Raw genomic sequence first — 22211 nt, 5'->3', positions numbered from 1 at the left:
TGCATACAACGCTATGAGAACTTCTCAAGCTTCCTCGTTCATGAGCTTGCCCACGTGGTTGATCTGGCCCGGTGGTTTCTGCTTGTGGCGGGCCAGCACCGGCTGCCGACTGTCCCAGTAACACAGGCCGAGATAAGCTCCCTGCTGTTCCAGCACCCGGGCAATGGCTGGCCCTCGGAGGCACAGCGCTTTCGCCTTGCATGACAAAAACGTGGATCTGTTCTCCACAGATCCACGTTTTCGGCGCTCGGATAGGCGGTTGGCCTAGCGTCCTGCTACGTCCAGTGCTTGCTGCAGGGTGAACTGCCCCGAGTACAGGGCCTTGCCCACGATGGCGCCTTCGATGCCTTCGCCGGTCAATTCGCGAAGAACGCGAAGGTCTTCCAAGGAGGAGATGCCGCCAGAAGCGACGATCGGCTTGTTGGTCTTGGCAGCAATTTCCCGAAGCAATTCAACATTCGGTCCACGCAGGGTTCCGTCCTTGGTCACATCCGTGACAACGTAGCGCGCACAGCCTGCATCTTCCAGACGGGCCAAGACATCCCATAGGTCTCCGCCGTCCTTGGTCCAGCCATGGCCTGAGAGGGTCGTGCCACGCACGTCCATTCCTACCGCGATCTTGTCGCCGAAGCGGGCGATGGCCTTGCGCGTCCACTCCGGGTTTTCCAATGCGGCAGTTCCCAGATTCACGCGCGTGGCGCCGAACTCAAGGGCGCGTTCCAGCGAAGCATCGTCACGGATGCCGCCGGAGAGCTCGACCTTGATACTCAGTTCATTGGCGATGCGCTGTACGATCTCCACGTTCGTTCCGCGGTCGAACGCCGCGTCCAAATCAACCAGGTGAAGCCACTGAGCACCGTCGTTCTGCCAAGCCAAAGCCGCTTCAAGCGGATCGCCATAGCCGGTCTCAGATCCGGCCTCGCCCTGGACTAGCCGTACTGCCTGTCCCCCAGCAATGTCGACTGCCGGCAGCAGTTCAAGAATTGGTTGCTCGCTCATATTGTCCTTTTCGAGATAACGACTAGTAGGTCAGCGCCCATGCAGCGATGGCACAGCCAATGGCCAAGCCCCACGCGACGATGATCCATGAAATATGTGCGTTCTGGTTCTTCAACGAGATCGCACCTCCGGCCAGAAATGCGCCGACGGTCAACAAAACAATCGACCACATGCTAGAGCGTCTCCAGCCAATTGGCCAGCAGCCTCTTACCGGCATCCCCGGACTTTTCTGGGTGGAACTGCACAGCTGACAACGCCCCATTTTCCACTGCGGCGACAAACGGCGTTCCATGCGTGGACCAGGTAACCTGCGGTGGCGTCATCGCCGGCTGGGTGACGTCAAATTCCCATTTCTGCACTCCGTACGAGTGGACGAAATAGAATCGTTCGTCTTCGATGCCCGCGAATAGCTTGCTGTTCTGTGGAGGACGGACAGTGTTCCAACCCATATGCGGAATGACATCGGCCTGCAGCCGTTCCACCGACCCGGGCCATTCGCCCATTCCGGCAGTCTTCACCCCATGTTCAACACCCTGCTCGAAAAAGATCTGATGCCCAACGCAGATGCCGAGAACCGGCTGGCCTCCGGCGATGCGGCGTCCAATCCAGCGCAATGCGCCGAGCTTGGTCAGCTGCTGCATCACCGATGCATAAGCGCCAACGCCAGGCACAACCAATCCGTCAGCGGACATGACCTTCTCGGGATCCGCGGTGAGTTCAACCTCGGCACCCGCGGCTTCCAAAGCACGGACTGCCGATCGAACATTTCCTGAGCCGTAGTCCAGGACAACAACTTTCTTCTGCGCCACTTACAGTGCACCCTTCGTGGATGGAATCTTGTCGCCCATACGAGCGTCGAACTCTACTGCTTCACGCAGGGCTCGGGCAAAGGATTTGAACTGCGCCTCAACAATATGGTGAGGATCGCGGCCTGAAAGTACCTCGATATGGGCGCAGATCTGGGCGTGGAAGGTGATCGCTTCGAATACATGGCGGGTCATTGAACCCGTGAAGTGACCGCCGATGAGGTGGTACTCCTGCCCTGCAGGCTCTCCACCATGGACGAGGTATGGGCGGCCGGAAACGTCGACAACAGAACGTGCCAGCGCTTCGTCCAAGGGAGCATACGAAGTGCCAAAGCGGCGGATTCCAGCCTTGTTGCCCAGCGCTACGCGCAACACCTCGCCGATGGTGATGGCGGTGTCCTCTACTGTGTGGTGCACGTCGATATGGGTGTCGCCGGTGGCGCGAACAGTTAGGTCGATCAGTGAATGCTTGGACAGCGCGGTCAGCATGTGATCGTAGAAAGGAACGGTGGTGCTGATTTCGGAGACGCCTGAACCATCTAGATCCAGTTCAACGAACACCGATGATTCGCTGGTGACTCGTTCCATCCGGGCTCGACGTGCCCCAATCAGTTCGGCAGACATGTCTTCCTTCGTTTGTGTTGTTCTCTAGTACTAGGCTGCAAGCAGCTGAGTCAGCCGCTCGAGGAAAGCAGTGGTTTCGGCTTCGGTTCCAGCAGTGACGCGCAGCGTGCCTGGAATGCCGTTGTCGCGGATGATGATCCCGGAATCGAGCAGCCCTTGCCAGATTGCGTGAGGATCTTCCAAACCGCCAAAGAAAACGAAATTCGAATCGGAGACCGACGGCTTCAATCCCAGCTCTTTGAGCGTGCTGACGATGCGGTCGCGCTGCGACTTGATCTCTTCAACTTGCGCAAGCAGCAGGTCAATATTCTTCAGTGCCGCGATAGCGGTCGCTTGGGTCACTGCCGAGAGGTGATATGGCAGGCGCACCAAACGTATCGCGTCGGTCACTTCGGGAGCCGCCGCAAGATATCCAACCCTAGCCCCTGCCAAACCAAAAGCCTTGGACATCGTGCGGGTGACAATCAAACGCTGGCGGCCAGGCAGCAACGTCAGTGCAGACTTTGTAGATGCCAAGGAAAACTCGGCGTACGCCTCATCGACGATGACCATCGCGTTGAGCTCGGAAGCCGCTTCATAGACAGACTCGATAACTTCGAGAGTCAGTGCGGTGCCAGTGGGATTATTCGGCGAGCACAGGAAAACAATATTTGGCTTGTGCTCGTAAACCTGTGCGGCGGCCGACTCGGCGGAAAGAGTGAAGTCCGCTGCGCGCACTCCAGAAATGTACCTGGTGTCGGTGCCGCTGGCGAGCAGCGGGTACATCGAGTAAGTGGGATCAAAACTCAGGATCGATCGGCCTGGCCCGCCAAAAGCTTGAAGAATCTGCTGCAAAACTTCATTTGAACCATTCGCAGCCCAAATGTTCTCCCGATTGAGTCCGTGGCCCAAATATGCGGCGAGCAGTTCTCTGAGTTCAACGAACTCGCGATCCGGGTAACGATTCAAGGTTGCCGCAGCTTTGGTAACTTCCTGCGCTATCGCATCGATCACCGTTTGCGGCAACGGATGAGTGTTCTCATTGACATTCAGCTGAATGGGTACGTCGATTTGCGGCGCACCATAAGGGGAAAGCCCGCGGAGATTCTCACGCAAGGGCAGCTGGCTCAAGAGTTCACTACGAACGTTCACAGCTTAAGTCTAATGGCGTGGTTCGAAGGTTAGTGAATTGGCTACAGGCTTCAGTAACATTGCAGCCGCGAGCCGCGCGATCTGGCTTCTATCGCGAGAGAACAGGAATTTGAAGGGTGTCCCCTACCCGAATCTCGCTGGTGGCGAGGTCATTGAGTTCAGCAATGTGTTCGACTGCCGCGCTGATGTCGCTCCCCGCAGCATATTCACCGGCAAGACTCCATAGGGAGTCGCCGGGGACGACGGTCACTCCCACAGTTGGCACCCCTTGCGGCAGCTGCGACGAGGCCTGAGCGCTGGAAGTCAGCATGGTGAACAGAAAAGCGGCAGCGACGGTCAGAATAAAGACCGGCACCCCTACGAGTACCGCCCAACCTCTGCGATTGATGCGGATCTTCATTGGTGCTGCGGTGCGATTCGAGTCAAGTGTTGCGTGTGCCATGACCTTCTCCTCAACGATGACAGTGATGCGAATTTGTGTTCGAAACCATCTTTCGAAGATACATTCGAACCTCGTATATCTTTTCTAACAGAGACGGTCCGAAATTGTCCAGACATTTTCGAACAAATCTTTGATTGACGCTCCCATATCGACTAAGATTTCGAAGTAGAAGAGGAACGAAAACATATCATCACCAGGTTCCGACAGTTTGGTTTCGGCCCAACTCAGAACCGGTGTGTAGGGAAGGCTAAGATCATGTCAGCTTCAGAACGCACTCCCCGATCGAACGCACGTTCGCTGACGATTCGCCAAAAGAAAATCTTGGAGACCATTCAGCGTTCCATCGGTAAGAACGGCTATCCGCCGTCGATGCGTGAGATCGGCGACACCGTCGGCTTGAAGAGCCTGTCGAGTGTGACTCATCAGCTCAGCCAGCTGGAAAAGCTCGGCTATCTCCGCCGCGATCCTCGCCGGCCGCGGGCCATGGAGATTTTGCTTCCGCTGCAGCTTGCAGACGAGAATTCGAAAACGGAAGAGACTCAAAGTGCAGACGCTTCCAAGGCTGAAGAGGCAAAGATCATCGAGTTGAGCTCTTCGGCCGATACGACGATGGTTCCGCTCGTAGGTCGCATTGCTGCTGGCGGGCCAATCCTCGCGGACCAGTCGGTAGAAGATGTCTTTGCGCTGCCACGTCAGCTCGTCGGCCACGGCGAGCTCTTCATGCTGCGCGTCTCCGGAGACTCGATGGTCGATGCAGCAATCTGCGACGGCGACTGGGTAGTTGTGCGCCGTCAGCAGACCGCGAACAACGGTGACATCGTGGCCGCCCTGCTTGACGAAGAGGCAACGGTCAAAACTTTCCGACAGCGCGACGGCCACACGTGGCTGCTGCCGCAGAATTCGCGATACGAGCCTATTCTCGGTGATGCGGCAACGGTCATGGGCCGGGTAGTTTCCGTCATGCGTTCCCTCTAGAACTCCACGCCTAAGTCCAGCTGAAGGTGCGGTCGGCTCTGCCGGCCGCACCTTTCTGCATCCTTTTCTGCTTTGGCCTCCACATGGTCACGAATGAAGAAGTGCCGATGGCGCGCCGGCCAGTATGATCCAATCAAGAGCTTCGAGGCGGCTGGCAACGCGTTTGCCAGCGCCAGAATTTCATTGGCGAGAAGCAGCAGTCCACTGCCTTTGTTGCTTCTGAATCCCGCCGAAGAGTCTGCCCAAACCTGGACTGCCAAATTCTGACTACACAAGGACACAAATGCCACTTATCAGCTTCAAAGACATTTCCACGGCAGGACTGGAGTCTTCTCCGGTAGCGCAGGCACTTGCAGGGCTGCGCGCCAACGAGGCGCGATATTTCCACAACAAATTCAAGTTCGGATACACCACGTACGCACCCGAAGATCAAGCTGCAACCGTGGCCTGGGTTCAGGAAATCCTGCGCACCGAGCGCAGCATCGAGATTTCCTCTCCTGTACTGGAAGTTTTCGTCTATGAAGACGATGAACTGTTGTGGCCAGCCCTCTACTTCCAAGATGGTCTCGCGGTCAATGTCCTGTGGACCAAAGCCGAAGGCGGCAAAAGAGCAGTCGGGTTCAAGCTCAGCGAGGGCATGGCTCCTCCGGCAGAGCTCGATTCCTTCAAATGGGCGCGTCAGCGTTCCAAACTGGCTGGCGAGATCCGCGGAACCTACTTTGTAATCAAGGGCGAGCACCCGCGGCCTTGAATTGAGGCGGCCGGCGAACTGCAAAAGCGGGTGCTGATGCAGGCGGCGCAGTGTCCGACGGACAGCGTTTGCGCCCTGTCGCGTCCCGGAGCATGCTGAAATCATGAAAGCCGCAGTCATTGACGAACCAGGTTCTGGAACGCAAGTCAGCATTCGCGAGATCCCGCTGCCTCTGCCAGGTGCCGGCGAAGTTCTTTTGAAGTGTGAATTTGCTGCGGTCAATCACGTCGATACCTTCATCAGGGCCGGAGCCTACCGCACAGCGCTCCCCCGGCCGTTTGTCATCGGCAGGGATGTCGTCGGCACCGTCGAGGCACTGGGGCCGCAGGTGCGAGGTGTTGTTCCCGGGCAGAGGATGTGGACCAATTCGATGGGTTATGACGGCCGGCAGGGAGTGATTTCCGAGTTCGCCTGCATTCCGGTGAATCGATTGTTGCCCGTCCCGGAGCAGCTCGATGAGCCGCAGGTTTTGGCGGCCACAGCACACTCGTTCACAACAACATGGCTTGCACTGTCCGCACTGTTGAACACCGATTCACCCCGAAAGGTCTTCATCGGAGGTGCGGCAGGCAATGTCGGCAGTGTTGCCGTGCAGTTCGCCCATGCCACGGGTGCCTACATCGTGGCCAGCGCTTCGGCGGCGGACAGGAACTGGGTCCAGTCGCTGGGCGCCGACCTGATCCTAGACTACAAGGATCCGATGCTCGCGGCGAAAGCCGTACACAATCCGCAACAGGGCATCGACATCTGGTGGGACACCTCGGGCCACCAAGACCTGACCCAGGTTATCCCGGCACTGTCCATCGGCGGAACCGTACTTCTCAGTGCAGGCATCAGCAGCAGCTCAGACCTGCCGGTAGGCGCCGTGTATACACGCAATATCAGTGTCAAAGGATTTGCGGTCTCCAATGCCACAGCGCAGCAGCTGCATGCCGCGGCACTGCGCCTGAATGACTTCTTGGGACGGCACCCGTTGAAGTACCACAGCGCGGGGATATTCCCCCTCGATCAGGCAGCGCGAGCCCACCAGCTGGTCGAGTCGGGCCAAGCTCACGGCAAGGTCCTGGTCCGGCTCAGCGATTGACTATTTGGATGGGTTCATCCGCTGCAGCACGCCAAGGATCGTCTTCTTGTCGATCGTCGGCCACATCGGAGGCAGCGATGCTTTGAGGAAAGTTCCGTAACGTGCGGTGGCCATGCGCGAATCCAATACTGCGACCACGCCCTTGTCGTTAACTGAACGAATCAGACGACCAGCGCCCTGAGCCAATCGGATGGCGGCATGGGTCGCCGAAACCTGCATGAACCCGTTGCCGCCGTGCTTCTGGACATCTTCCGTGCGTGCTTTGGAGATTGGGTCGTCGGGCCGCGGGAAGGGAATTTTGTCGATGATGACCAGGCGGCAGGAGTCTCCAGGCACGTCCACTCCCTGCCACAGCGTCATCGTTCCGAACAGGCAGGTGTCCCGTTCCTCGGCAAACTGTTCGACCAAGGACTTCATGCTCGCCTCGCCCTGGCACAGGATGTCGACGTCAACGCGCGCCCGCAGGATCTCTGCGGCTTCTTCCGCAGCCCGCTTGGAGGTGAACAGCGCCAGCGCGCCGCCGCCCGAAGCGTTGATCAGTTCTTCGATTTCATCCAGTGTTTCCGCCGCCAGCTGCCGGCCTGGCTTGGGAAGGTGTTTGGCAACATACAAGATGCCCTGCTTCGGATAGTCGAAGGGGCTTCCTACGTCTACGCCGGTCCAGGAGGGAGCACCTGCACCCATCAAGCCGAGGGAGCCTGCCACCGAATCGAACTGCGAGCCGATGGCCAGGGTAGCGCTGGTGAGAACCACCGTGCGGCCGTCAAAAAGCCCTTCGCGCAGTTTGCCAGCAACCGACAGAGGAGCCACATTGAGGGTAGCCGGCTGCGAATCATCGGCCTCGACATAGCCGCGCCCATCGACAAATTCACGGGGCCGGGTGGTGTAGAGGACTTCGCGGCGCTCTTCGGACTCCATCATGCGGATGGCGTCGTCCATGATCGCCTGCAGCTGCGACCTCGCGGTCTGGCGTCCGCCGTCAGCAGGGGCATTGGCTTCGGGCTTGGTCAGGGCAAGCACCAGCCGGCATTGTTCGACGATGTCGTTCAAGGCAATGCCCATGTCTTCGCGCAGCCCATTTTCCAACAAGCCTGTAGGAACACCGGTCAATGACTTTTCCAGGCGATGGGTGGCCTTCACCAATTCGTCGACGTTCACAGCGCAGTGCCGCTTGGCACCGCCAGCTGCGGTGAGCACCATGCGCGCGGACAACGCTCCGGAAACCGAACTGGTGACACGGTCCTGGAGTTCGTGGGCCTCGTCGATGATCGCCACGTCGAAATCAGGCAGCACCGACAGCCCTTCAAAAGCTGAAACAGCCAGCAGCGCATGGTTGGTGATTACCACATCTGCCTCGCTGGCGCGGGCCCGGGCCATCTCAGAGAAGCATTCGTCGGCCATCGGGCATTTCTGCGAGCCGAGGCATTCCATCGCCGACACCGAGACCTGCTTCCAGGCCTTGTCGCTCACGCCGGGAACCAATTCATCACGGTCGCCGGTATCGGTGCGGTCTGCCCAATCGCGCAGCTTCATCACTTCCGAGGCCAGCGGAGAGAAGACCTGCCCCTTGGGCGCGGCAGGCTCGTCCATGGAGAACAGCGTGCCTTCGTCGTCTTCGGGATACCCGCCGCCGAGCTTGTACTGGCACAGATAGTTGGAGCGGCCCTTGAGCAGGGCCACATCCATGGGGCGCGAGAGCTTGCCCTTGAGCGATTCCAGCAGCCGCGGCACGTCGCGGCCGACGATTTGCGACTGCAGCGCCAGGGTTGCCGTGGAAACGATCACCGGCTTGGCGCTGGTCTGGGCATGGGCCAGGGCGGGAATCAGGTAGCCCATGGACTTGCCTGTTCCCGTTCCGGCCTGCACTAGAAGATGTTCTTCGTCTTCCAATGCGGTGACCACACGCTTGACCATTTCCTGCTGGCCGGTGCGCATGGCGCCGCCCATCGAGGAAACTGCGGTTTCAAGCAGCTCAAGGGCTTGCTCTTGCTTATCCATGTAGGTTGAAGTTCTCCAACTCTGCCGCCAGTGATTCACGTACCTTGACGATCAGACGGGTTCCGTTTTCCAGATGTTCGCTTTCCAAGATCTCAGACTCGCTCTGATGCAGCTTGGAAATCAGGTCGCCTCGATCGTAGGGAATGAGCACTTCGAGCTGGACGCCAGGCCGGGGAATCGAGGTGCTGATCTTCTCCAGCAGCTCCTGGATGCCTTCACCGGTATGGGCAGAGACGACCACCGTGTTCGATTCTCGGTTTCGCACCCGTTCGATGACGAACGGATCTGCGACATCTGCCTTGTTCAGCACGATGATCTCGGGAATGTTCAACGCGTCGACTTCGCCAAGCACCGTACGGACAGCCTGGATCTGGCCTTCTGGATCAGGATGCGAGGCATCCACCACGTGAAGGATCAAATCCGAGTCCGCGATTTCCTCCAGCGTCGAGCGGAAGGCCTCCACCAGCTGCGTCGGCAGATTAGAAACGAAACCCACGGTGTCGGCGAGGGTGTAGGTCAGCCCGTCTTCGGTGGCGGACTGTCTCACCGTTGGATCCAAGGTCGCGAAGAGTGCGTTTTCTACCAGGACACCGGCATTGGTCAATCGGTTGAGCAGCGATGATTTTCCGGCGTTCGTGTAGCCGGCAATGGCTACCGCTGGAATTTCATTGCGGCGGCGGTTGGCGCGCTTGGCCTCGCGGGCAGGCTTCATGCCCTTGATTTCACGGCGCAGTTTAGCCATTCGGTCGCGAATGCGGCGGCGGTCCATTTCGATCTTGGTTTCACCAGGACCACGCGAGCCAATGCCTCCGCCAGCGGCGCCGACGCGGCCGCCTGCCTGGCGAGACATCGATTCGCCCCAGCCGCGTAGTCGCGGCAGCAGGTATTCGAGCTGGGCTAATTCAACCTGGGCCTTGCCCTCTCGGGACTTGGCGTGCTGGGCAAAGATGTCCAAGATCAGGCTGGTGCGGTCGATGACCTTGACCTTGACCACGTCTTCCAGCGCGCGGCGCTGGGAAGGCGCCAGTTCCGCGTCGACGATGACGGTGTCCGCGCCGGTGGAGGCAACGATCTCCCGCAGCTCCTGGGCCTTTCCTGAACCGAGATAGGTCGATGGGTCAGGCTTGCTGCGACGCTGGACCACGCCGTCTAGGACTTCTGAACCGGCAGTCTCGGCCAGTGCGGCCAGTTCGCGCAGCGAGTTCTCCGCTTCGGTGACGCTGCCTTCGGTCCAAATTCCTGCAAGAACGACTCGTTCTAGGCGCAGCTGTCGGTATTCGACTTCTGTAACGTCTTCAAGTTCGGTGGACAGGCCTGCCACACGGCGCAGCGCGCGCCGCTCCGACAAGTCGTCCTGCTCCCCGTCATAGGACGTATAGCCGCTGGAAAAGCGGTTCAGCGCAGTGGCTTGGCCAGAGAAGATGGACTCATCTTCTTGGTCGAAATGCTGAATCTGAGGGCTCTGTGCCTCATCCGCAGCGAGAATCCGATCGATGGCAGCCTGAATCTGGGCTTCGTCCATTGGCTCGGAGTCGTGTTCGTGTGATTCGGAGTTAGTCATGGTCTCCTTTGAAGTACTTCGCATTCCAGAATAGTGCGGTACACCCCCACTTGGCGACGTGGTCGGGTGTGTGTTCATCGGTTCGTTGGTCACGTGGTTTCCTCACGCATTTGAGTAGCGGCTTCTTTGGTGTGCTGAGTCGCGGTTACCACGAGGCAAAATGAAGTGGGGTCGAGAATTCTGGACCTTAAAACGAAAAAGACTTTGCCGTCATCTGATCTGCAAAATGGGCGCGCAATTCGGCTGCACCGGTTGCAGGTCTGCAGTAACCGAGGGGCTGCAAATTAGACGAAAATCAAAGTCATAGGGATAACTCTATCAGTGTGACCCGAAGCCTCCAATATTGTATTGCTCACGTTGCAACAGGCGTTGGCCTAAGAGTTCTGATCGACCGCTAAACTTTGACGTATGAGTCCCGATCATTATTTCAGCGCCAGTCCTGCCTCCGCCGACGAGCGCAAGACGATTTCTGTTGAGCTCAACGGCACCGTGCGCAAGGTTCAAACTGCGGCTGGAATTTTTTCTCCTTCGGGGCTTGATAAGGGAACTGCGGTTTTGCTGCAGTATGTTCCAACGCCTCGCGGTCGAATCCTCGACATCGGCTGCGGCTGGGGTCCCATCGCGTTGACTGCCGCCGAGCAGAGCCCCGAGTCGGAGGTTTATGCGGTCGACGTCAATGAGCGTTCAATTGAGCTGGCCCGGCTCAACGCCACAGCCCTTGGCCTGGACAATGTCATGGTCGGCACCCCAGACTCGGTTGACTCAGATCTGCGCTTCGATACGATCTGGTCTAATCCCCCGATCCGCATCGGCAAGGATGCGCTGCACGAACTGCTGCTCATGTGGCTTCCGCGCCTTGCCCCAGGCGGCGAGGCGTGGATGGTGGTGCAGAAGAACTTGGGCAGCGATTCGTTGCAGAAGTGGCTTGTAGAACAGCTGCCCAAGGACTGGAGCGTTACCCGCGAAGCGACGGCAAAAGCGTTCCGGGTCCTGAAGGTCAAGCGGCCTGCCGCGTAATTAACTTAGCGCGGCTCCGCCCTTCCAGCTTCCGATCAATCGGTCCCGATGACTCCGCGGGCCACGAGCTGGGCCGGGCCGCTGAGAATTGTGTCTTCTCCGCCGTTATTGTTGGCTTGGAACTCGACACCCACGAATCCGCCGGGAATTTCGACGCTCCAGACGTTGATCAGTGCTGAGCCCCGAGCCCAGTAGCGTACTGCAGCTGCTGCTGCACATGCCCCGGTACCGCAGGACAGCGTCTCCCCTACGCCTCGCTCGTGCACGCGCATTGCCACCTGGGCTACCCCGTCATGCAGCAGCGGCTCGGCAGGAACCACGAACTCTACATTGGTGCCATGCTCCGGAACCGGAGATACTTCTGGGGCAGCCAGCAGATTGAGCTCCTGGAGCATCTTGGCATCGGGCAAAGCCACCACGGTGTGCGGATTACCCATGGTGATGCTCAAAGCAGGCAGGCCCTGCTCCCACCCAGCAGGGCGCACCATGGAGTCTACAGAGTCCTGTTCTGCTTCCTGGGGGAAAATCAGCCCCCATTCGCCGAGGTTCACCGCGTAGCCTTGGGCCAGCCGTGTCACCTGCTTCACCCCGGCGCGGCTGCCGATCTGCAGGCTCTGGCCGACTTCCAAGTCGACAAGGTCCTCTGCAATCAGGAAATGAACGAAGGCGCGGACGCCGTTGCCGCACATTTCGGCAATCGTACCGTCGCTGTTGCGGTAGTCCATGAACCAGTAGGCTTGCGGATTCTCCACCGCCTGGTGCTCATAGCCGGCAACCAATGCAGTGGGGATCGCCCTGATCAGCCCGTCTCCCCCGATGCCAAAGCGCCTATGGCACAGCGCCTGGACCTGAGAATCGGTGAGTGCAAGTTCGCCCTTCGGGTCTGAAAGCATCACGAAGTCGTTGCCTGTGGCCTGGGCCTTGGCGAATGCCTGTCCGGCCAGCTGCTGCAATTCGGTACCGTACACGGGTGCTCCTTTGGGTAGGTCGCAGAGGGAGGTTGAAGTGGTTACTCGCTGCTCACAAGCTTAAGCGCCTTGTCCAGCAGCCCTGGTTCGGTCGGGTCCAGCCACGCAACCCTGGGGTCTGCGTTGAACCAGGTGATCTGCCGGCGGGCAAACTTGCGCGTGGCAATCACGGTTTGTTCGATGGCTTCGGCCCGGCTGATCTTTGAATCCAAATAGTCAATGTACTGCTGGTAGCCGATGGCCCGGGAGGCAGTTTTTCCTTCGCGCAGCCCTCGGTTCAGCAACCCGGCCACCTCGGCGGCCAGCCCCATGGCATCCATTTTGTGCACCCGGGATTCCAGCGCGTCGTGCAATGCGGCGCGGTCGTAATTCAGCCCGATCTGGATTGCCGGCTGGAAATACTGGCGCTGCGGCATGTAGGAGCTGAACGCACGCCCCGAAATGTTGAAGACTTCCAGGGCCCTGATAGCCCGGCGCACATCGAGGTTTCTGGCGGCAGAGACAGGGTCAACCTGCGCCAGCCGCCGGCGAAGCTCGCCGTCGCCGTGGACTCGTACTTCCTCTTCCAGCTCGGCCCGGACCGCCGGGTCGGTGGGCGGAAAATCGATGACATCCAGCGCCGCCCGAACATAAAGGCCGGAGCCGCCGACCATGATCGGCACGCTGCCACGGGCCCGGATCGACGCGAAGTGCTCGCGCGCCTGGGCCTGGAACATGGCCACGGATGCTTCGTCCTGAATGTCCATGGTGTCCAGCAGGTGGTGGGCAATGCCGCCACGTTCCTCCAAAGGAAGCTTCGCCGTGCCGATATCCATGCCGCGATAGAACTGCAGCGCATCAGAATTAACAATCTCGCCATTGAGCTTCTGGGCTAGCGCAATGGCAAGGTCGGACTTTCCGGTACCGGTGGGCCCGACAACTGCAATGACCGGCAGGGCGGATGCATCCGGCAAACTAGCTGCGCACCTTCAACGTCGGCATGCCCAGATTGGTGCGTCCCGGCGCACTGCTCTGGGTGCCCGGAGCAGGTACGCCGCAGCTCTCGGCCTGGGCACGGTCCCATGCATCGCCCGCGCGCGAACGGCGCAGCTGGTACTGCTCGATGCCCGGGTCCGAAATCAGGTGGAAGGATGCCACCTCGGTAATCGGCAGAGTGACCAGGTCGCCCGGGCGCGGCGCCTCTGCTCCTTCGGGGACGCTGAAGTGCACCAAGCGCTGGTCCTGGGCGCGTCCAGCCAAACGGTGCGTTTGTTCAGATTTGCGGCCCGACTGCTCGGTGACCATGACCTCGACGGTGCGTCCCAGCTGCTTGGCGTTTTCTTCACGGGCCATGCGGTCCTGCAGCGCGGTCAAGCGCTCATAGCGTTCCTGGACTACCTGCTTGGGCAGCTGTGCTTCCATGGTTGCCGCAGGAGTTCCCGGGCGCGGCGAGTACTGGAAAGTAAAGGCCGATGAGAACCGCGAAGCTTCCACCACGTCGAGCGTCGCTTGGAAATCCTCCTCGGTTTCTCCCGGGAAGCCAACGATAATGTCAGTGGTGATCGCGGCATGCGGAATGCGTTCGCGGACCTTGTCCAAAATGCCCAGGAACTTCTTGGAACGGTAGGAGCGGCGCATCTCCTTGAGCACCTTGTCCGAACCAGACTGCAGTGGCATGTGCAGCTGCGGCATCACGTTCGGGGTCTCGGCCATGGCGTCGATAACGTCGTCGGTGAATGCTGCAGGATGCGGACTGGTGAAGCGCACACGTTCCAAGCCTTCAATTTCTCCGCAGGCGCGCAGAAGCTTGCCAAAGGCCAACCGGTCCCCGAATTCAACACCGTAGGAATTGACGTTCTGGCCCAGCAGGGTGACTTCAATGGCGCCGTCGTCGACGAGGGCCTGGATTTCAGCGAGGATCTCTCCTGGCCGGCGGTCGCGCTCCTTGCCGCGAAGTGAAGGAACGATGCAGAAGGTGCAAGTGTTGTTGCAGCCAACCGAGATCGACACCCAACCGGCGTAGACCGATTCGCGGCGAGTCGGCAGAGTCGAGGGGAAGACGTCCAAGGACTCCAGGATTTCCAGTTCCGCCTTCTTATTGTGGCGCGAACGGGCCAGCAGGGTCGGCAGGGAGCCGATGTTGTGGGTGCCGAAGACGACGTCCACCCAAGGCGCCCTCTTCAAGATGGTGTCGCGGTCCTTCTGCGCGAGGCAGCCGCCGACTGCAATTTGCATATTCGGGCGCTCAGCCTTGATTCCCTTGAGAATTCCGAGGTTTCCGTAGAGCTTGTTGTCCGCATTCTCGCGAACTGCACAGGTATTGAAGACGACGACGTCGGCGACTTCATCGTGCAGCTCATCTGATTTGCGTTCCAGGCCTGCATCTTCCAGCAGGCCCGAGAGCCGCTCGGAATCGTGGACATTCATCTGGCAGCCGAAGGTGCGCACTTCGTAGGTACGGGGAAGTTCTTCGGATTCTACGGTGGAAATCAGTTGTTGCTCGCTCACCCTACAAGGTTACCGAAACTTCTGGGCGCCTAGTACTTTGGGCCGAAGCGTTCGTCCCATTCTTCACGGGCGACTTTATAGGCAAGTCCCCCGTTATAGCCTTTGCGCCCGAGCATTCCGACCAGCCGCCTCAGGGCCCTGTCGCGGTCGACGCCCATTGATTCTGGTCGAAGTTTGGCCCGGACCAGTTCCCTGGCCCTCAGTTCTTCGGACTCGTCGTCGATTTGCTCGAGTGCTTCTGCCGCTGTTTCATCGTCGACACCCTTGGTCCGCAACTCGCGTTTGATGGCTCCGCGAGCCAATCCACGCGACCTGGCTCTGGCGCTCACCCATGATTTGGCGAAACGCTCATCGTCGATCAGGTTGATTTCTGCATAGCGTTCGATGACCTCATCGGCAATGTGTTCTGGACATTCCTTGTCCAGAAGCTTGTCCTTGAGCTGCTTTGCCGTCTTGTCGCTCGCCGTCAGCTGGCGCAGCAGAATGCTTCGCGCCTTCTCCCTCCATTGGCTGTCACTGAGCTGTTCCGGGTCCTCGCTCTGCTGGGCGGCTTTAGCGGCGGCACGAGCTTGCTTGCGTTCCTTTTTCGTGGGCGCCGGTGCAGCTGGCGTGTCGAGAATCTGCTGCATGGCTGCGCGCAGCTCGTCAATGCTTTCTGGCTTCTTCTGCTCTTCCGGCGGCAAGTTGGCGATAATCCTGCCGCGCTGCGGATCCAGCGGCAGGGCGGCAGCGGGTTTGTCCGTCTCTGCCAGCTGCGTTGGCGCTGCTTCGTCGGGGTCGGGCCTGGCCCAGTCCGGCATGTCTTCGAAGCTGCCCTGAAACTCGCTGGAAACGGACATAGCGTCCGGTCCGAAATTACTTCCGGAGCGGACGCTACGTTTCTTGAAGCCTGGGGCCACTACTTATCGCCCTCGACGACTCGCAGTTCTGTCTCGTCTTCCTCGACCTCTTCTGCTGGCAGCACGCCGAGCTTCTGAAGGATCTGGCGCTCCAGCTCGTTGGCGAGATCTGGGTTGTCGCGAAGGAAACGGCGGGCGTTTTCCTTGCCCTGTCCCAGCTGGTCGCCGTCATAGGTGAACCATGCACCCGACTTCTTCACCAGGTTGTGTTCGACGCCCATATCGATCAGCGAGCCTTCACGGGAAATGCCGTGGCCGTAAAGGATGTCGAATTCTGCCTGCTTGAAAGGCGGAGCCATCTTGTTCTTGACGATCTTGGCACGGGTGCGGTTACCGACCGGGTTGGTGCCTTCCTTCAGCGTTTCAATGCGACGGATGTCGATACGCACCGATGCATAGAACTTCAGCGCCTTGCCACCGGTGGTGGTTTCCGGGCTGCCGAAGAAAACGCCGATCTTTTCGCGAAGCTGGTTGATGAAGATTGCGGTGGTCTTCGAAGCCGACAGGCGGCCAGTGATCTTGCGCAGGGCCTGGGACATCAGTCGGGCTTGGAGGCCCACGTGGCTGTCGCCCATTTCGCCTTCGATTTCAGCGCGGGGCACCAGAGCAGCCACGGAGTCGATGACAATGATGTCCAGCGCGCCGGAACCGACGAGCATATCCATGATTTCGAGTGCCTGTTCACCGGTGTCTGGCTGGGAAACCAGCAGTGCGTCAGTATCCACGCCAAGCTTCTTGGCATATTCGGGATCCAAGGCGTGCTCGGCGTCGATGAAGGCGGCAATGCCGCCATTGCGCTGGGCGCTGGCTACCGCATGCAGGGCAACGGTGGTCTTACCCGAAGATTCTGGTCCGTAGATTTCCACGACGCGGCCGCGTGGAAGACCGCCAATACCCAGAGCGACGTCCAATGCGACAGAGCCGGTAGGAATTACTTCAATAGGTGCGCGGGTTTCATCACCCAGACGCATGACCGAGCCCTTGCCGAAGGCCTTGTCGATCTGGCCCAGGACAGACTCAAGCGCCTTTTCCCGATCATTATTTGCTGCCATGGTTCACCTTTGCTCTTGCAAGCCATCGAACGACCTGCTCACGATTCTTTGTCCTGCATTAGACAGTATGAGCGCCTACCGACACTTTGGGGTCCAAGACCGTGCAAGTGTGGACAAACTTCAAGTTCACGTTGTTCGGGCGATCCGATCGCCCTGTATCTAGGATAACCCTATCCGAATAGATATTCGAAAATCAACGCGCGTGTTTCGAACTTTCGAAACTGCGCCGGTCAAGACTGCTTCGGCTCGATGTCGACGCCGAGCCACCGCTCCACTGGGACATCCTGGGCCCGGCACATGGCTTCCCATACCTGCTTAGGCTTGATCCCCTTGTTCAACGCCTCATTTGCGGTCAGACTTCCCAGCTCGGTCAACGAGAGGGTATCGGCCAAGACATGGGAGTACCGAGGGCCGAATTCATGTTCAAGATTTCGCCAAAAGTCACTAAGTCGCACTGGTGCATTCTTCCATAATTGCAACGAGGGTCCACGCTCGACGCGTGAACCCTCGTTGGCGGGAATTCTGAATTCACTTCAGAAGCCCCGGTGAATTCTGATTGTCCTAGACCGAAGCCAGCGGCTTGTTATTGCGGGCCGCCGCAAATTCATTGGCCATATCCATGGGAACGGTATCTGGGATGGTGATGCCTTCTGCCAAGGCGACTCGCTCGGAAACTTCGCGAAGCATCAGCGAGAGTGGAATTTCCAACGCCGAGCAGATCGAGGACAGCAGCTCGGAAGATGCTTCCTTCTGTCCGCGCTCGACCTCTGAAAGGTAGCCCAAGGAAACCCGGGCGCTGTGGGAAACCTCGCGGAGGGTGCGGCCCTGGCGCTGGCGGACGTCGCGCAGAACGTCGCCGATTTCATGACGGAGTACTACCATTTTGTGCTCCTCCTTCTCGGGCTGGACCGTATGGGCTTCTCCCATATCGCGCCAACGGACAACACCATTGACAGTGACGGGTTGCTTGACCATAAATTTAGCCTTTGCTCCTAGGTCCTTCTCGAAGATGTATTCAATACCGGGGGCCATCCTTGCGGCCCTTCAAATCGTACAACGGAGAGTTGTTCGAATTTGTTCCCGTGCCTTCACCCTAATCATAAAAATGCGACTCACGCCACATATCGTCGAATCATTGCGAAACATTCCAGGAAAAATAGTATTTCCGACTTTCCTATGAAGAAGCTTTACCCAAAATGGCAGCCAGCTGGCTAATTGCAGCATTAGTGCTTTGTTCTCGAATCTGCGCACGGTCGCCCACAAAATGGTGTTCTTTGGCTCCCGATTGATCGCCGATGGCCCAGCCGATGAAAACCGTGCCCACCGATTTCCCGTCGTGCGCAGCCGGGCCCGCCACACCGGTAGCGGACACCGCCGCATCCGCCTGGCAGACGCGCTGGGCGCCGACCGCCATCTGGCGGGCCACTTCGGGATCCACGGACCCGTTGGATTCAAGCAGCCCGGCATCGACGCCGAGCACCTGGGCCTTGACGTCGCTTGAATAGCTGACGATGCCGCCGCGCAGCACCGCCGAAGCCCCGGGGACCTCCGCCAGGGTGGCGGCGATCATGCCAGCGGTCAAAGATTCGGCGGTGGCCAGCTGAAGCTGCTTGCTCTTGGCTGCGGCAATCGCCGCCGGTGCCTGGTTCCTCATGTTCCATCCTTCACAGTTGGTCTCGGTGGATACAGCTGGTGCGCACCGAGAACTTCTCGATGCGCACCTGTGCGGATGCCGGAATGTTCCCGGCTTCTAGTTTTTGCCCTGGTTCTTCTTGTGCGCGTCGTACAGCGCCGCGGCCTTGAAGATGTACTCCACGCCGGTGACCACGGTCACCGCCATGGTCAGCAGCATCAGGGACCACGCCACGGTGTGCAGCCAGCCAATGGTGTGGGTGAACGGCAGCAGGTACAGGCCGATGGACACCGCCTGCAGCACGGTCTTGATCTTGCCGCCCATGTTCGCCGCGATGACGCCGTACTTGATCACCACGACGCGCAGCAGGGTAATGCCCCATTCGCGCACCAAGATGGTCAAGGTGACCCACCAGGGCAGCTCGGCAATAATCGACAGGCAGACCAGCGCGGAGCCGGTAAGCAGCTTGTCGGCGATCGGATCGGCAATCTTGCCGAAGTTGGTGACCAGCCCGCGGCTGCGGGCCAGGTCCCCGTCGAGCTTGTCCGTGTACATGGCCAGCACGAAGATCGCCAAGGCCACCCAGCGCCAGGTGCCCTGCTGCGAAGCATCGGCCAGCAGCGCCCAGACGAAGAACGGCACCATGATGATGCGGATCGTGGTCAGCACATTGGCGATGTTCAGCGTCGGCGCCTGCGGCTGCTGGTTCTGGCCAGCTTGATCGGTCATCGGCTTCAGTTTCTCCCTGTCAGATTCCAGGCGTCCTCGCCTGAATCATCGTCGTCGGAACCGTCGAAGTAGTCAACGGCCTGCGGCCGGTTCTCAAGGTCCTTGGCCACTAGGTCTTCAGCATATTCTGCCACCGGATCGGCGTGGTTCACATTCGCCTCGTCGACCAGCGCCTGCTCCGCGGCGGAGGCCTGCGCGGTGCCTGGATCGTCGCCGCGCATCGCCGCCAGCACCATCGGCAGGTCGTCCGGCTTGACCAGCACATCGCGGGCCTTGGAGCCTTCGGACGGGCCGACCACGCCGCGCGATTCCATCAGGTCCATCAGGCGCCCGGCCTTGGCAAAGCCCACGCGCAGCTTGCGCTGCAGCATCGAGGTGGAGCCGAACTGGCTGGTGACCACCAGTTCGGTGGCCTGCAGCAGCAGGTCCAGATCGTCTCCGATGTCCTCGTCGATCTTCTTCTTTTCCACCGCAGGCATGACGTCTTCGCGGTATTCGGGCTTGAGCTGGGCCTTGACGTGCTCCACCACGCGGTGGATCTCCGACTCGGTCACCCAGGCACCCTGCACGCGCATCGGCTTGGAGGTGCCCATCGGCAGGAACAGGGCGTCGCCCTGGCCCAGCAGCTTTTCGGCGCCCGGCTGGTCCAGGACCACGCGGGAGTCGGTCACCGAGGAGGTCGCAAAGGCCATGCGCGAAGGCACGTTGGCCTTGATCAGGCCGGTGACCACGTCCACGGACGGGCGCTGGGTGGCCAGCACCAGGTGGATGCCGGCGGCGCGGGCCAGCTGGGTGATGCGCACGATCGAGTCTTCCACGTCGCGCGGGGCGACCATCATCAAATCGGCGAGCTCGTCCACAATCACCAGCAGGTACGGGTAGGGCTTGAGCACGCGCTTGGAGCCTTCGGGAGGGTGCACCTTGCCGGCCTTGACCGCCTTGTTGAAGTCGTCGATGTGCTTGTAGCCGAAGTTCGCCAGGTCGTCGTAGCGGGTGTCCATTTCACGCACCACCCACTGCAGGGCCTCGGCGGCCTTCTTCGGGTTGGTGATGATCGGGGTGATCAGGTGCGGCACGCCCTCATAGGCGGTGAGCTCCACGCGCTTGGGGTCGACCATGACCATGCGCACCTGGTCCGGGGTGGAGCGCATCAGGATGGAGGTGATCATCGAGTTCACGAAGGATGACTTGCCCGCGCCGGTGGCGCCTGCCACCAGCAGGTGCGGCATCTTAGCGAGGTTGGCGACGACGAAGCCGCCCTCCACATCCTTGCCCACACCCATGATCATCGGGTGCTCGGACTTGCGCGCGTTGGCGCTGCGCAGCACGTCGCCCAGCGCGACGACTTCCTTGTCGGTGTTCGGGATCTCGATGCCGATGGCGGACTTGCCGGGGATCGGCGACAGGATGCGCACATCCGAGGAGGCCACGGCGTAGGAGATGTTCTTGGCCAGCGCGGTGACCTTCTCCACCTTGGTGCCCGGGGACAACTCGATCTCATACCGGGTCACCGTCGGACCGCGGGAGAACCCGGTGACCTGGGCATCGACCTTGAACTGCTGCAGGGTGTTGGTCAGCGCGTCGACCACCACCTGGTTGGCCTCGCTGGCTTCCTTGGCCGGCGGTCCCGGCGGCAGGTAGTCATCCGAAGGCAGCGTGTAGCTCACGTCCCCGGAGAGCTGCAGCTGTTCGGTGCGGGCAGGGATCGGAGCCTGCGGCGCTGCAGGCAGGCCGGCGGCGCGCGAAGAGACCTGGCTGATGGCGTCGGTGGCGGCTTCGGGCTCGGACTTGAGCCCGATGCTCTCCATGATCTGCGCCATTTCGGATTCGGCCTTGGTGGGGCGCTTGACCCCCGGCGGGATGGCCGGCTCGGCCGGTGCCGGCTCGGGCTCCGGCTCGTGATGGTCGTCGACCACCGGGTGTGCGGTGGTGGGATTCTCGCCGCGGGCGGCGGCCAGCTGCTCGCGGGACAGCGCCTGGGTGGCGCCGGCATCCGCGTCGAAAACCTCGTTGCGCTTGTTCTTCTTGCGGAAGCGGTCAAGGGTGGGCAGCGAGGTGGTGGCGGCTTCGTTGAAGTCCTCGCCGTTCTCATCCACTACTGCCTTGTCATAGGCCACGTCCCCGGTGCGTGCCGAGCCGTCGTGGTCGTCCACGTCGTAGACCTCGGTGACCTTGCGGGCCGCCGCGGCGCGGCGCTCGAAGAAGCCTGGCTTCTTCTTTTTCGGCGCGGGGGCTTCATCCGCTTCCGGGTACAGGTACGACTGGTCGTGGGCCTCGGCCCGTGCGTCGAGCCCCGATCCGGGATCTGCCTCGCGCTGCGGGCGCGGGGCATCCGGATCCTGGCCCAGCAGCCGGTTGTAGCCCAGCTTGATGCGCGCAGGGATCTGCGTGATCGGGGTGGCGGTGATGATCAGCACCGACATGAAGACCAGGAAGATGAACACCGCCATGGCTCCGGGCACCGAAATCAGCAGGCCCAGCGGGGTGCCCAGAATCGAGCCGGCCATGCCGCCGGCCTGCCACAGCACGTCGAAGTCCTCGGAGACCGCCGGCGAGCCGTTGGCCAGCGAAGCGATGGAGGACCCGGACAGCGTCATGATCAGCAGCCCGATGCCGATGCGGTTGTTCTCCGCCTCCGCCTCGGGGTGCCGGAACAGCCGTGCGGCGCCGATGAACAGGATCACCGGCAGCAGCACCGCCATGAAGCCCAGGGTTCCTCCGGCCACCGCGTGCACGCCGCGGCCAAACCACCCGGCATCGCGCAGGCCCCACCACTCGATGACGGCGACCGCCAGGGCAATCAGCGCGAGGAACAGTCCGGTGCCGTCGCGGCGCAGCTCGTAGTCGGGCTTGACGGCGCCGCCGATGCGGCGGAAGGCGCCGCCGACAATCCGGGCGATGCCCATCCACACGCTGCGGATTGCGCGCAGCGGCAGGGCGAGTTCCTGTTCCAGATTCTCGGTAGGTTTCTTGGAAGACGAGGAGCCGGACGCCTTGGGTTTTCGCGCCGCGGGCTTCTTCGTCCCCTGAGATTGGGTACGTGGGGCCATGCTTC

At 60.4% G+C, this 22211-nt stretch carries 23 protein-coding genes; 4 read left to right on the top strand and 19 right to left on the bottom strand.

Going from position 1 to position 22211, the window contains the following annotated elements; genetic code table 11:
- Positions 1-24 precede the first annotated feature (24 nt).
- The 7 genes from AUR04nite_RS10895 to AUR04nite_RS10870 form a co-directional block, all read right to left on the bottom strand.
- Entirely contained in the window at positions 25-228 is a 204-nt protein-coding gene (locus AUR04nite_RS10895; RefSeq protein ID WP_141364884.1) for a hypothetical protein, read from the bottom strand.
- A 36-nt stretch (positions 229-264) separates the two neighbouring features.
- Positions 265-999, bottom strand: a complete 735-nt coding sequence (gene priA, locus AUR04nite_RS10890) for a bifunctional 1-(5-phosphoribosyl)-5-((5-phosphoribosylamino)methylideneamino)imidazole-4-carboxamide isomerase/phosphoribosylanthranilate isomerase PriA (RefSeq protein WP_141364882.1) — start codon at positions 997-999, stop codon at positions 265-267.
- Between the two features lie 22 nt (positions 1000-1021).
- Complete coding sequence (locus AUR04nite_RS17915; RefSeq protein ID WP_170184176.1) at positions 1022-1171, bottom strand: hypothetical protein; 150 nt, start codon at positions 1169-1171, stop codon at positions 1022-1024.
- 1 nt (position 1172) lies between these two features.
- Positions 1173-1808: an imidazole glycerol phosphate synthase subunit HisH gene (gene hisH / locus AUR04nite_RS10885; RefSeq protein WP_141364880.1), complete on the bottom strand. Its 636-nt coding sequence runs from the start codon at positions 1806-1808 to the stop codon at positions 1173-1175.
- Entirely contained in the window at positions 1809-2429 is a 621-nt protein-coding gene (gene hisB / locus AUR04nite_RS10880) for an imidazoleglycerol-phosphate dehydratase HisB (RefSeq protein ID WP_141364878.1), read from the bottom strand. It lies immediately after the preceding gene.
- Positions 2430-2459: 30 nt separating this feature from the next.
- Positions 2460-3560 (bottom strand): histidinol-phosphate transaminase, encoded by a 1101-nt coding sequence (locus tag AUR04nite_RS10875; protein ID WP_141364876.1) that lies wholly within the window; start codon positions 3558-3560, stop codon positions 2460-2462.
- Between the two features lie 88 nt (positions 3561-3648).
- A complete protein-coding gene (locus AUR04nite_RS10870) occupies positions 3649-4002 on the bottom strand; it encodes a LysM peptidoglycan-binding domain-containing protein (protein ID WP_141364874.1) in 354 nt (117 codons plus the stop codon).
- 255 nt (positions 4003-4257) lie between these two features.
- On the opposite strand from AUR04nite_RS10870, the gene lexA reads away from it, so the two are divergent.
- The 3 genes from lexA to AUR04nite_RS10855 all read left to right on the top strand — a co-directional run bounded on the left by lexA (position 4258) and on the right by AUR04nite_RS10855 (position 6812).
- The gene (gene lexA / locus AUR04nite_RS10865) at positions 4258-4977 is read left to right on the top strand and encodes a transcriptional repressor LexA (protein WP_141364871.1); all 720 of its coding nucleotides are present in this window, start codon (positions 4258-4260) and stop codon (positions 4975-4977) included.
- Positions 4978-5260: 283 nt separating this feature from the next.
- Positions 5261-5728: a phage tail protein gene (locus tag AUR04nite_RS10860; RefSeq protein ID WP_141364869.1), complete on the top strand. Its 468-nt coding sequence runs from the start codon at positions 5261-5263 to the stop codon at positions 5726-5728.
- Between the two features lie 103 nt (positions 5729-5831).
- Entirely contained in the window at positions 5832-6812 is a 981-nt protein-coding gene (locus tag AUR04nite_RS10855; RefSeq protein WP_141364867.1) for an NADPH:quinone reductase, read from the top strand.
- Here the strand turns inward: AUR04nite_RS10855 and AUR04nite_RS10850 are convergent, their stop codons facing one another.
- Together AUR04nite_RS10850 and hflX are read right to left on the bottom strand one after the other, a co-directional pair.
- On the bottom strand, positions 6813-8810 hold the full coding sequence (locus tag AUR04nite_RS10850) for an ATP-dependent DNA helicase (protein WP_141364865.1): 1998 nt from the start codon (positions 8808-8810) through the stop codon (positions 6813-6815).
- A complete protein-coding gene (gene hflX / locus AUR04nite_RS10845) occupies positions 8803-10371 on the bottom strand; it encodes a GTPase HflX (RefSeq protein WP_141364864.1) in 1569 nt (522 codons plus the stop codon). Before hflX ends, AUR04nite_RS10850 begins: the two co-directional genes overlap by 8 nt.
- 408 nt (positions 10372-10779) lie before the next feature.
- Between hflX and AUR04nite_RS10840 the strand changes: the two genes are divergently transcribed.
- On the top strand, positions 10780-11388 hold the full coding sequence (locus AUR04nite_RS10840; RefSeq protein ID WP_141364862.1) for a class I SAM-dependent methyltransferase: 609 nt from the start codon (positions 10780-10782) through the stop codon (positions 11386-11388).
- Positions 11389-11423: 35 nt separating this feature from the next.
- Here AUR04nite_RS10840 and dapF read toward each other — a convergent pair whose 3' ends face one another.
- From dapF to AUR04nite_RS10790, 10 genes are all read right to left on the bottom strand, one after another.
- Positions 11424-12356: a diaminopimelate epimerase gene (gene dapF / locus AUR04nite_RS10835; protein ID WP_141364860.1), complete on the bottom strand. Its 933-nt coding sequence runs from the start codon at positions 12354-12356 to the stop codon at positions 11424-11426.
- 41 nt (positions 12357-12397) lie between these two features.
- Positions 12398-13309 carry a tRNA (adenosine(37)-N6)-dimethylallyltransferase MiaA gene (gene miaA / locus AUR04nite_RS10830; protein WP_141364858.1) on the bottom strand — a complete coding sequence of 304 codons (912 nt, stop codon included), beginning with the start codon at positions 13307-13309 and terminating at the stop codon, positions 12398-12400.
- A 1-nt stretch (position 13310) separates the two neighbouring features.
- Complete coding sequence (miaB, locus tag AUR04nite_RS10825; RefSeq protein WP_141364856.1) at positions 13311-14843, bottom strand: tRNA (N6-isopentenyl adenosine(37)-C2)-methylthiotransferase MiaB; 1533 nt, start codon at positions 14841-14843, stop codon at positions 13311-13313.
- Positions 14844-14872: 29 nt separating this feature from the next.
- The gene (locus AUR04nite_RS10820; protein ID WP_246055490.1) at positions 14873-15682 is read right to left on the bottom strand and encodes a regulatory protein RecX; all 810 of its coding nucleotides are present in this window, start codon (positions 15680-15682) and stop codon (positions 14873-14875) included.
- A gap of 59 nt (positions 15683-15741) precedes the next feature.
- Positions 15742-16794 carry a recombinase RecA gene (gene recA / locus AUR04nite_RS10815; RefSeq protein WP_141364854.1) on the bottom strand — a complete coding sequence of 351 codons (1053 nt, stop codon included), beginning with the start codon at positions 16792-16794 and terminating at the stop codon, positions 15742-15744.
- 230 nt (positions 16795-17024) lie between these two features.
- The gene (locus AUR04nite_RS10810) at positions 17025-17249 is read right to left on the bottom strand and encodes a DUF3046 domain-containing protein (protein WP_141364852.1); all 225 of its coding nucleotides are present in this window, start codon (positions 17247-17249) and stop codon (positions 17025-17027) included.
- 106 nt (positions 17250-17355) lie between these two features.
- The gene (locus AUR04nite_RS10805; protein ID WP_141364850.1) at positions 17356-17769 is read right to left on the bottom strand and encodes a helix-turn-helix domain-containing protein; all 414 of its coding nucleotides are present in this window, start codon (positions 17767-17769) and stop codon (positions 17356-17358) included.
- A 199-nt stretch (positions 17770-17968) separates the two neighbouring features.
- On the bottom strand, positions 17969-18448 hold the full coding sequence (locus tag AUR04nite_RS10800; RefSeq protein WP_141364848.1) for a CinA family protein: 480 nt from the start codon (positions 18446-18448) through the stop codon (positions 17969-17971).
- A gap of 96 nt (positions 18449-18544) precedes the next feature.
- Complete coding sequence (gene pgsA / locus AUR04nite_RS10795) at positions 18545-19156, bottom strand: CDP-diacylglycerol--glycerol-3-phosphate 3-phosphatidyltransferase (protein ID WP_141364846.1); 612 nt, start codon at positions 19154-19156, stop codon at positions 18545-18547.
- A 5-nt stretch (positions 19157-19161) separates the two neighbouring features.
- On the bottom strand, positions 19162-22206 hold the full coding sequence (locus AUR04nite_RS10790; protein WP_141364844.1) for an FtsK/SpoIIIE family DNA translocase: 3045 nt from the start codon (positions 22204-22206) through the stop codon (positions 19162-19164).
- Positions 22207-22211: the final 5 nt, after the last annotated feature.

Origin of the sequence: Glutamicibacter uratoxydans (genome assembly GCF_006539925.1) — a bacterium.
Classification (GTDB): domain Bacteria; phylum Actinomycetota; class Actinomycetes; order Actinomycetales; family Micrococcaceae; genus Glutamicibacter; species Glutamicibacter uratoxydans.
The sequence above is the reverse complement of the archived record's forward strand: the minus strand, read 5'-3'. Positions and strand labels throughout refer to the sequence as shown.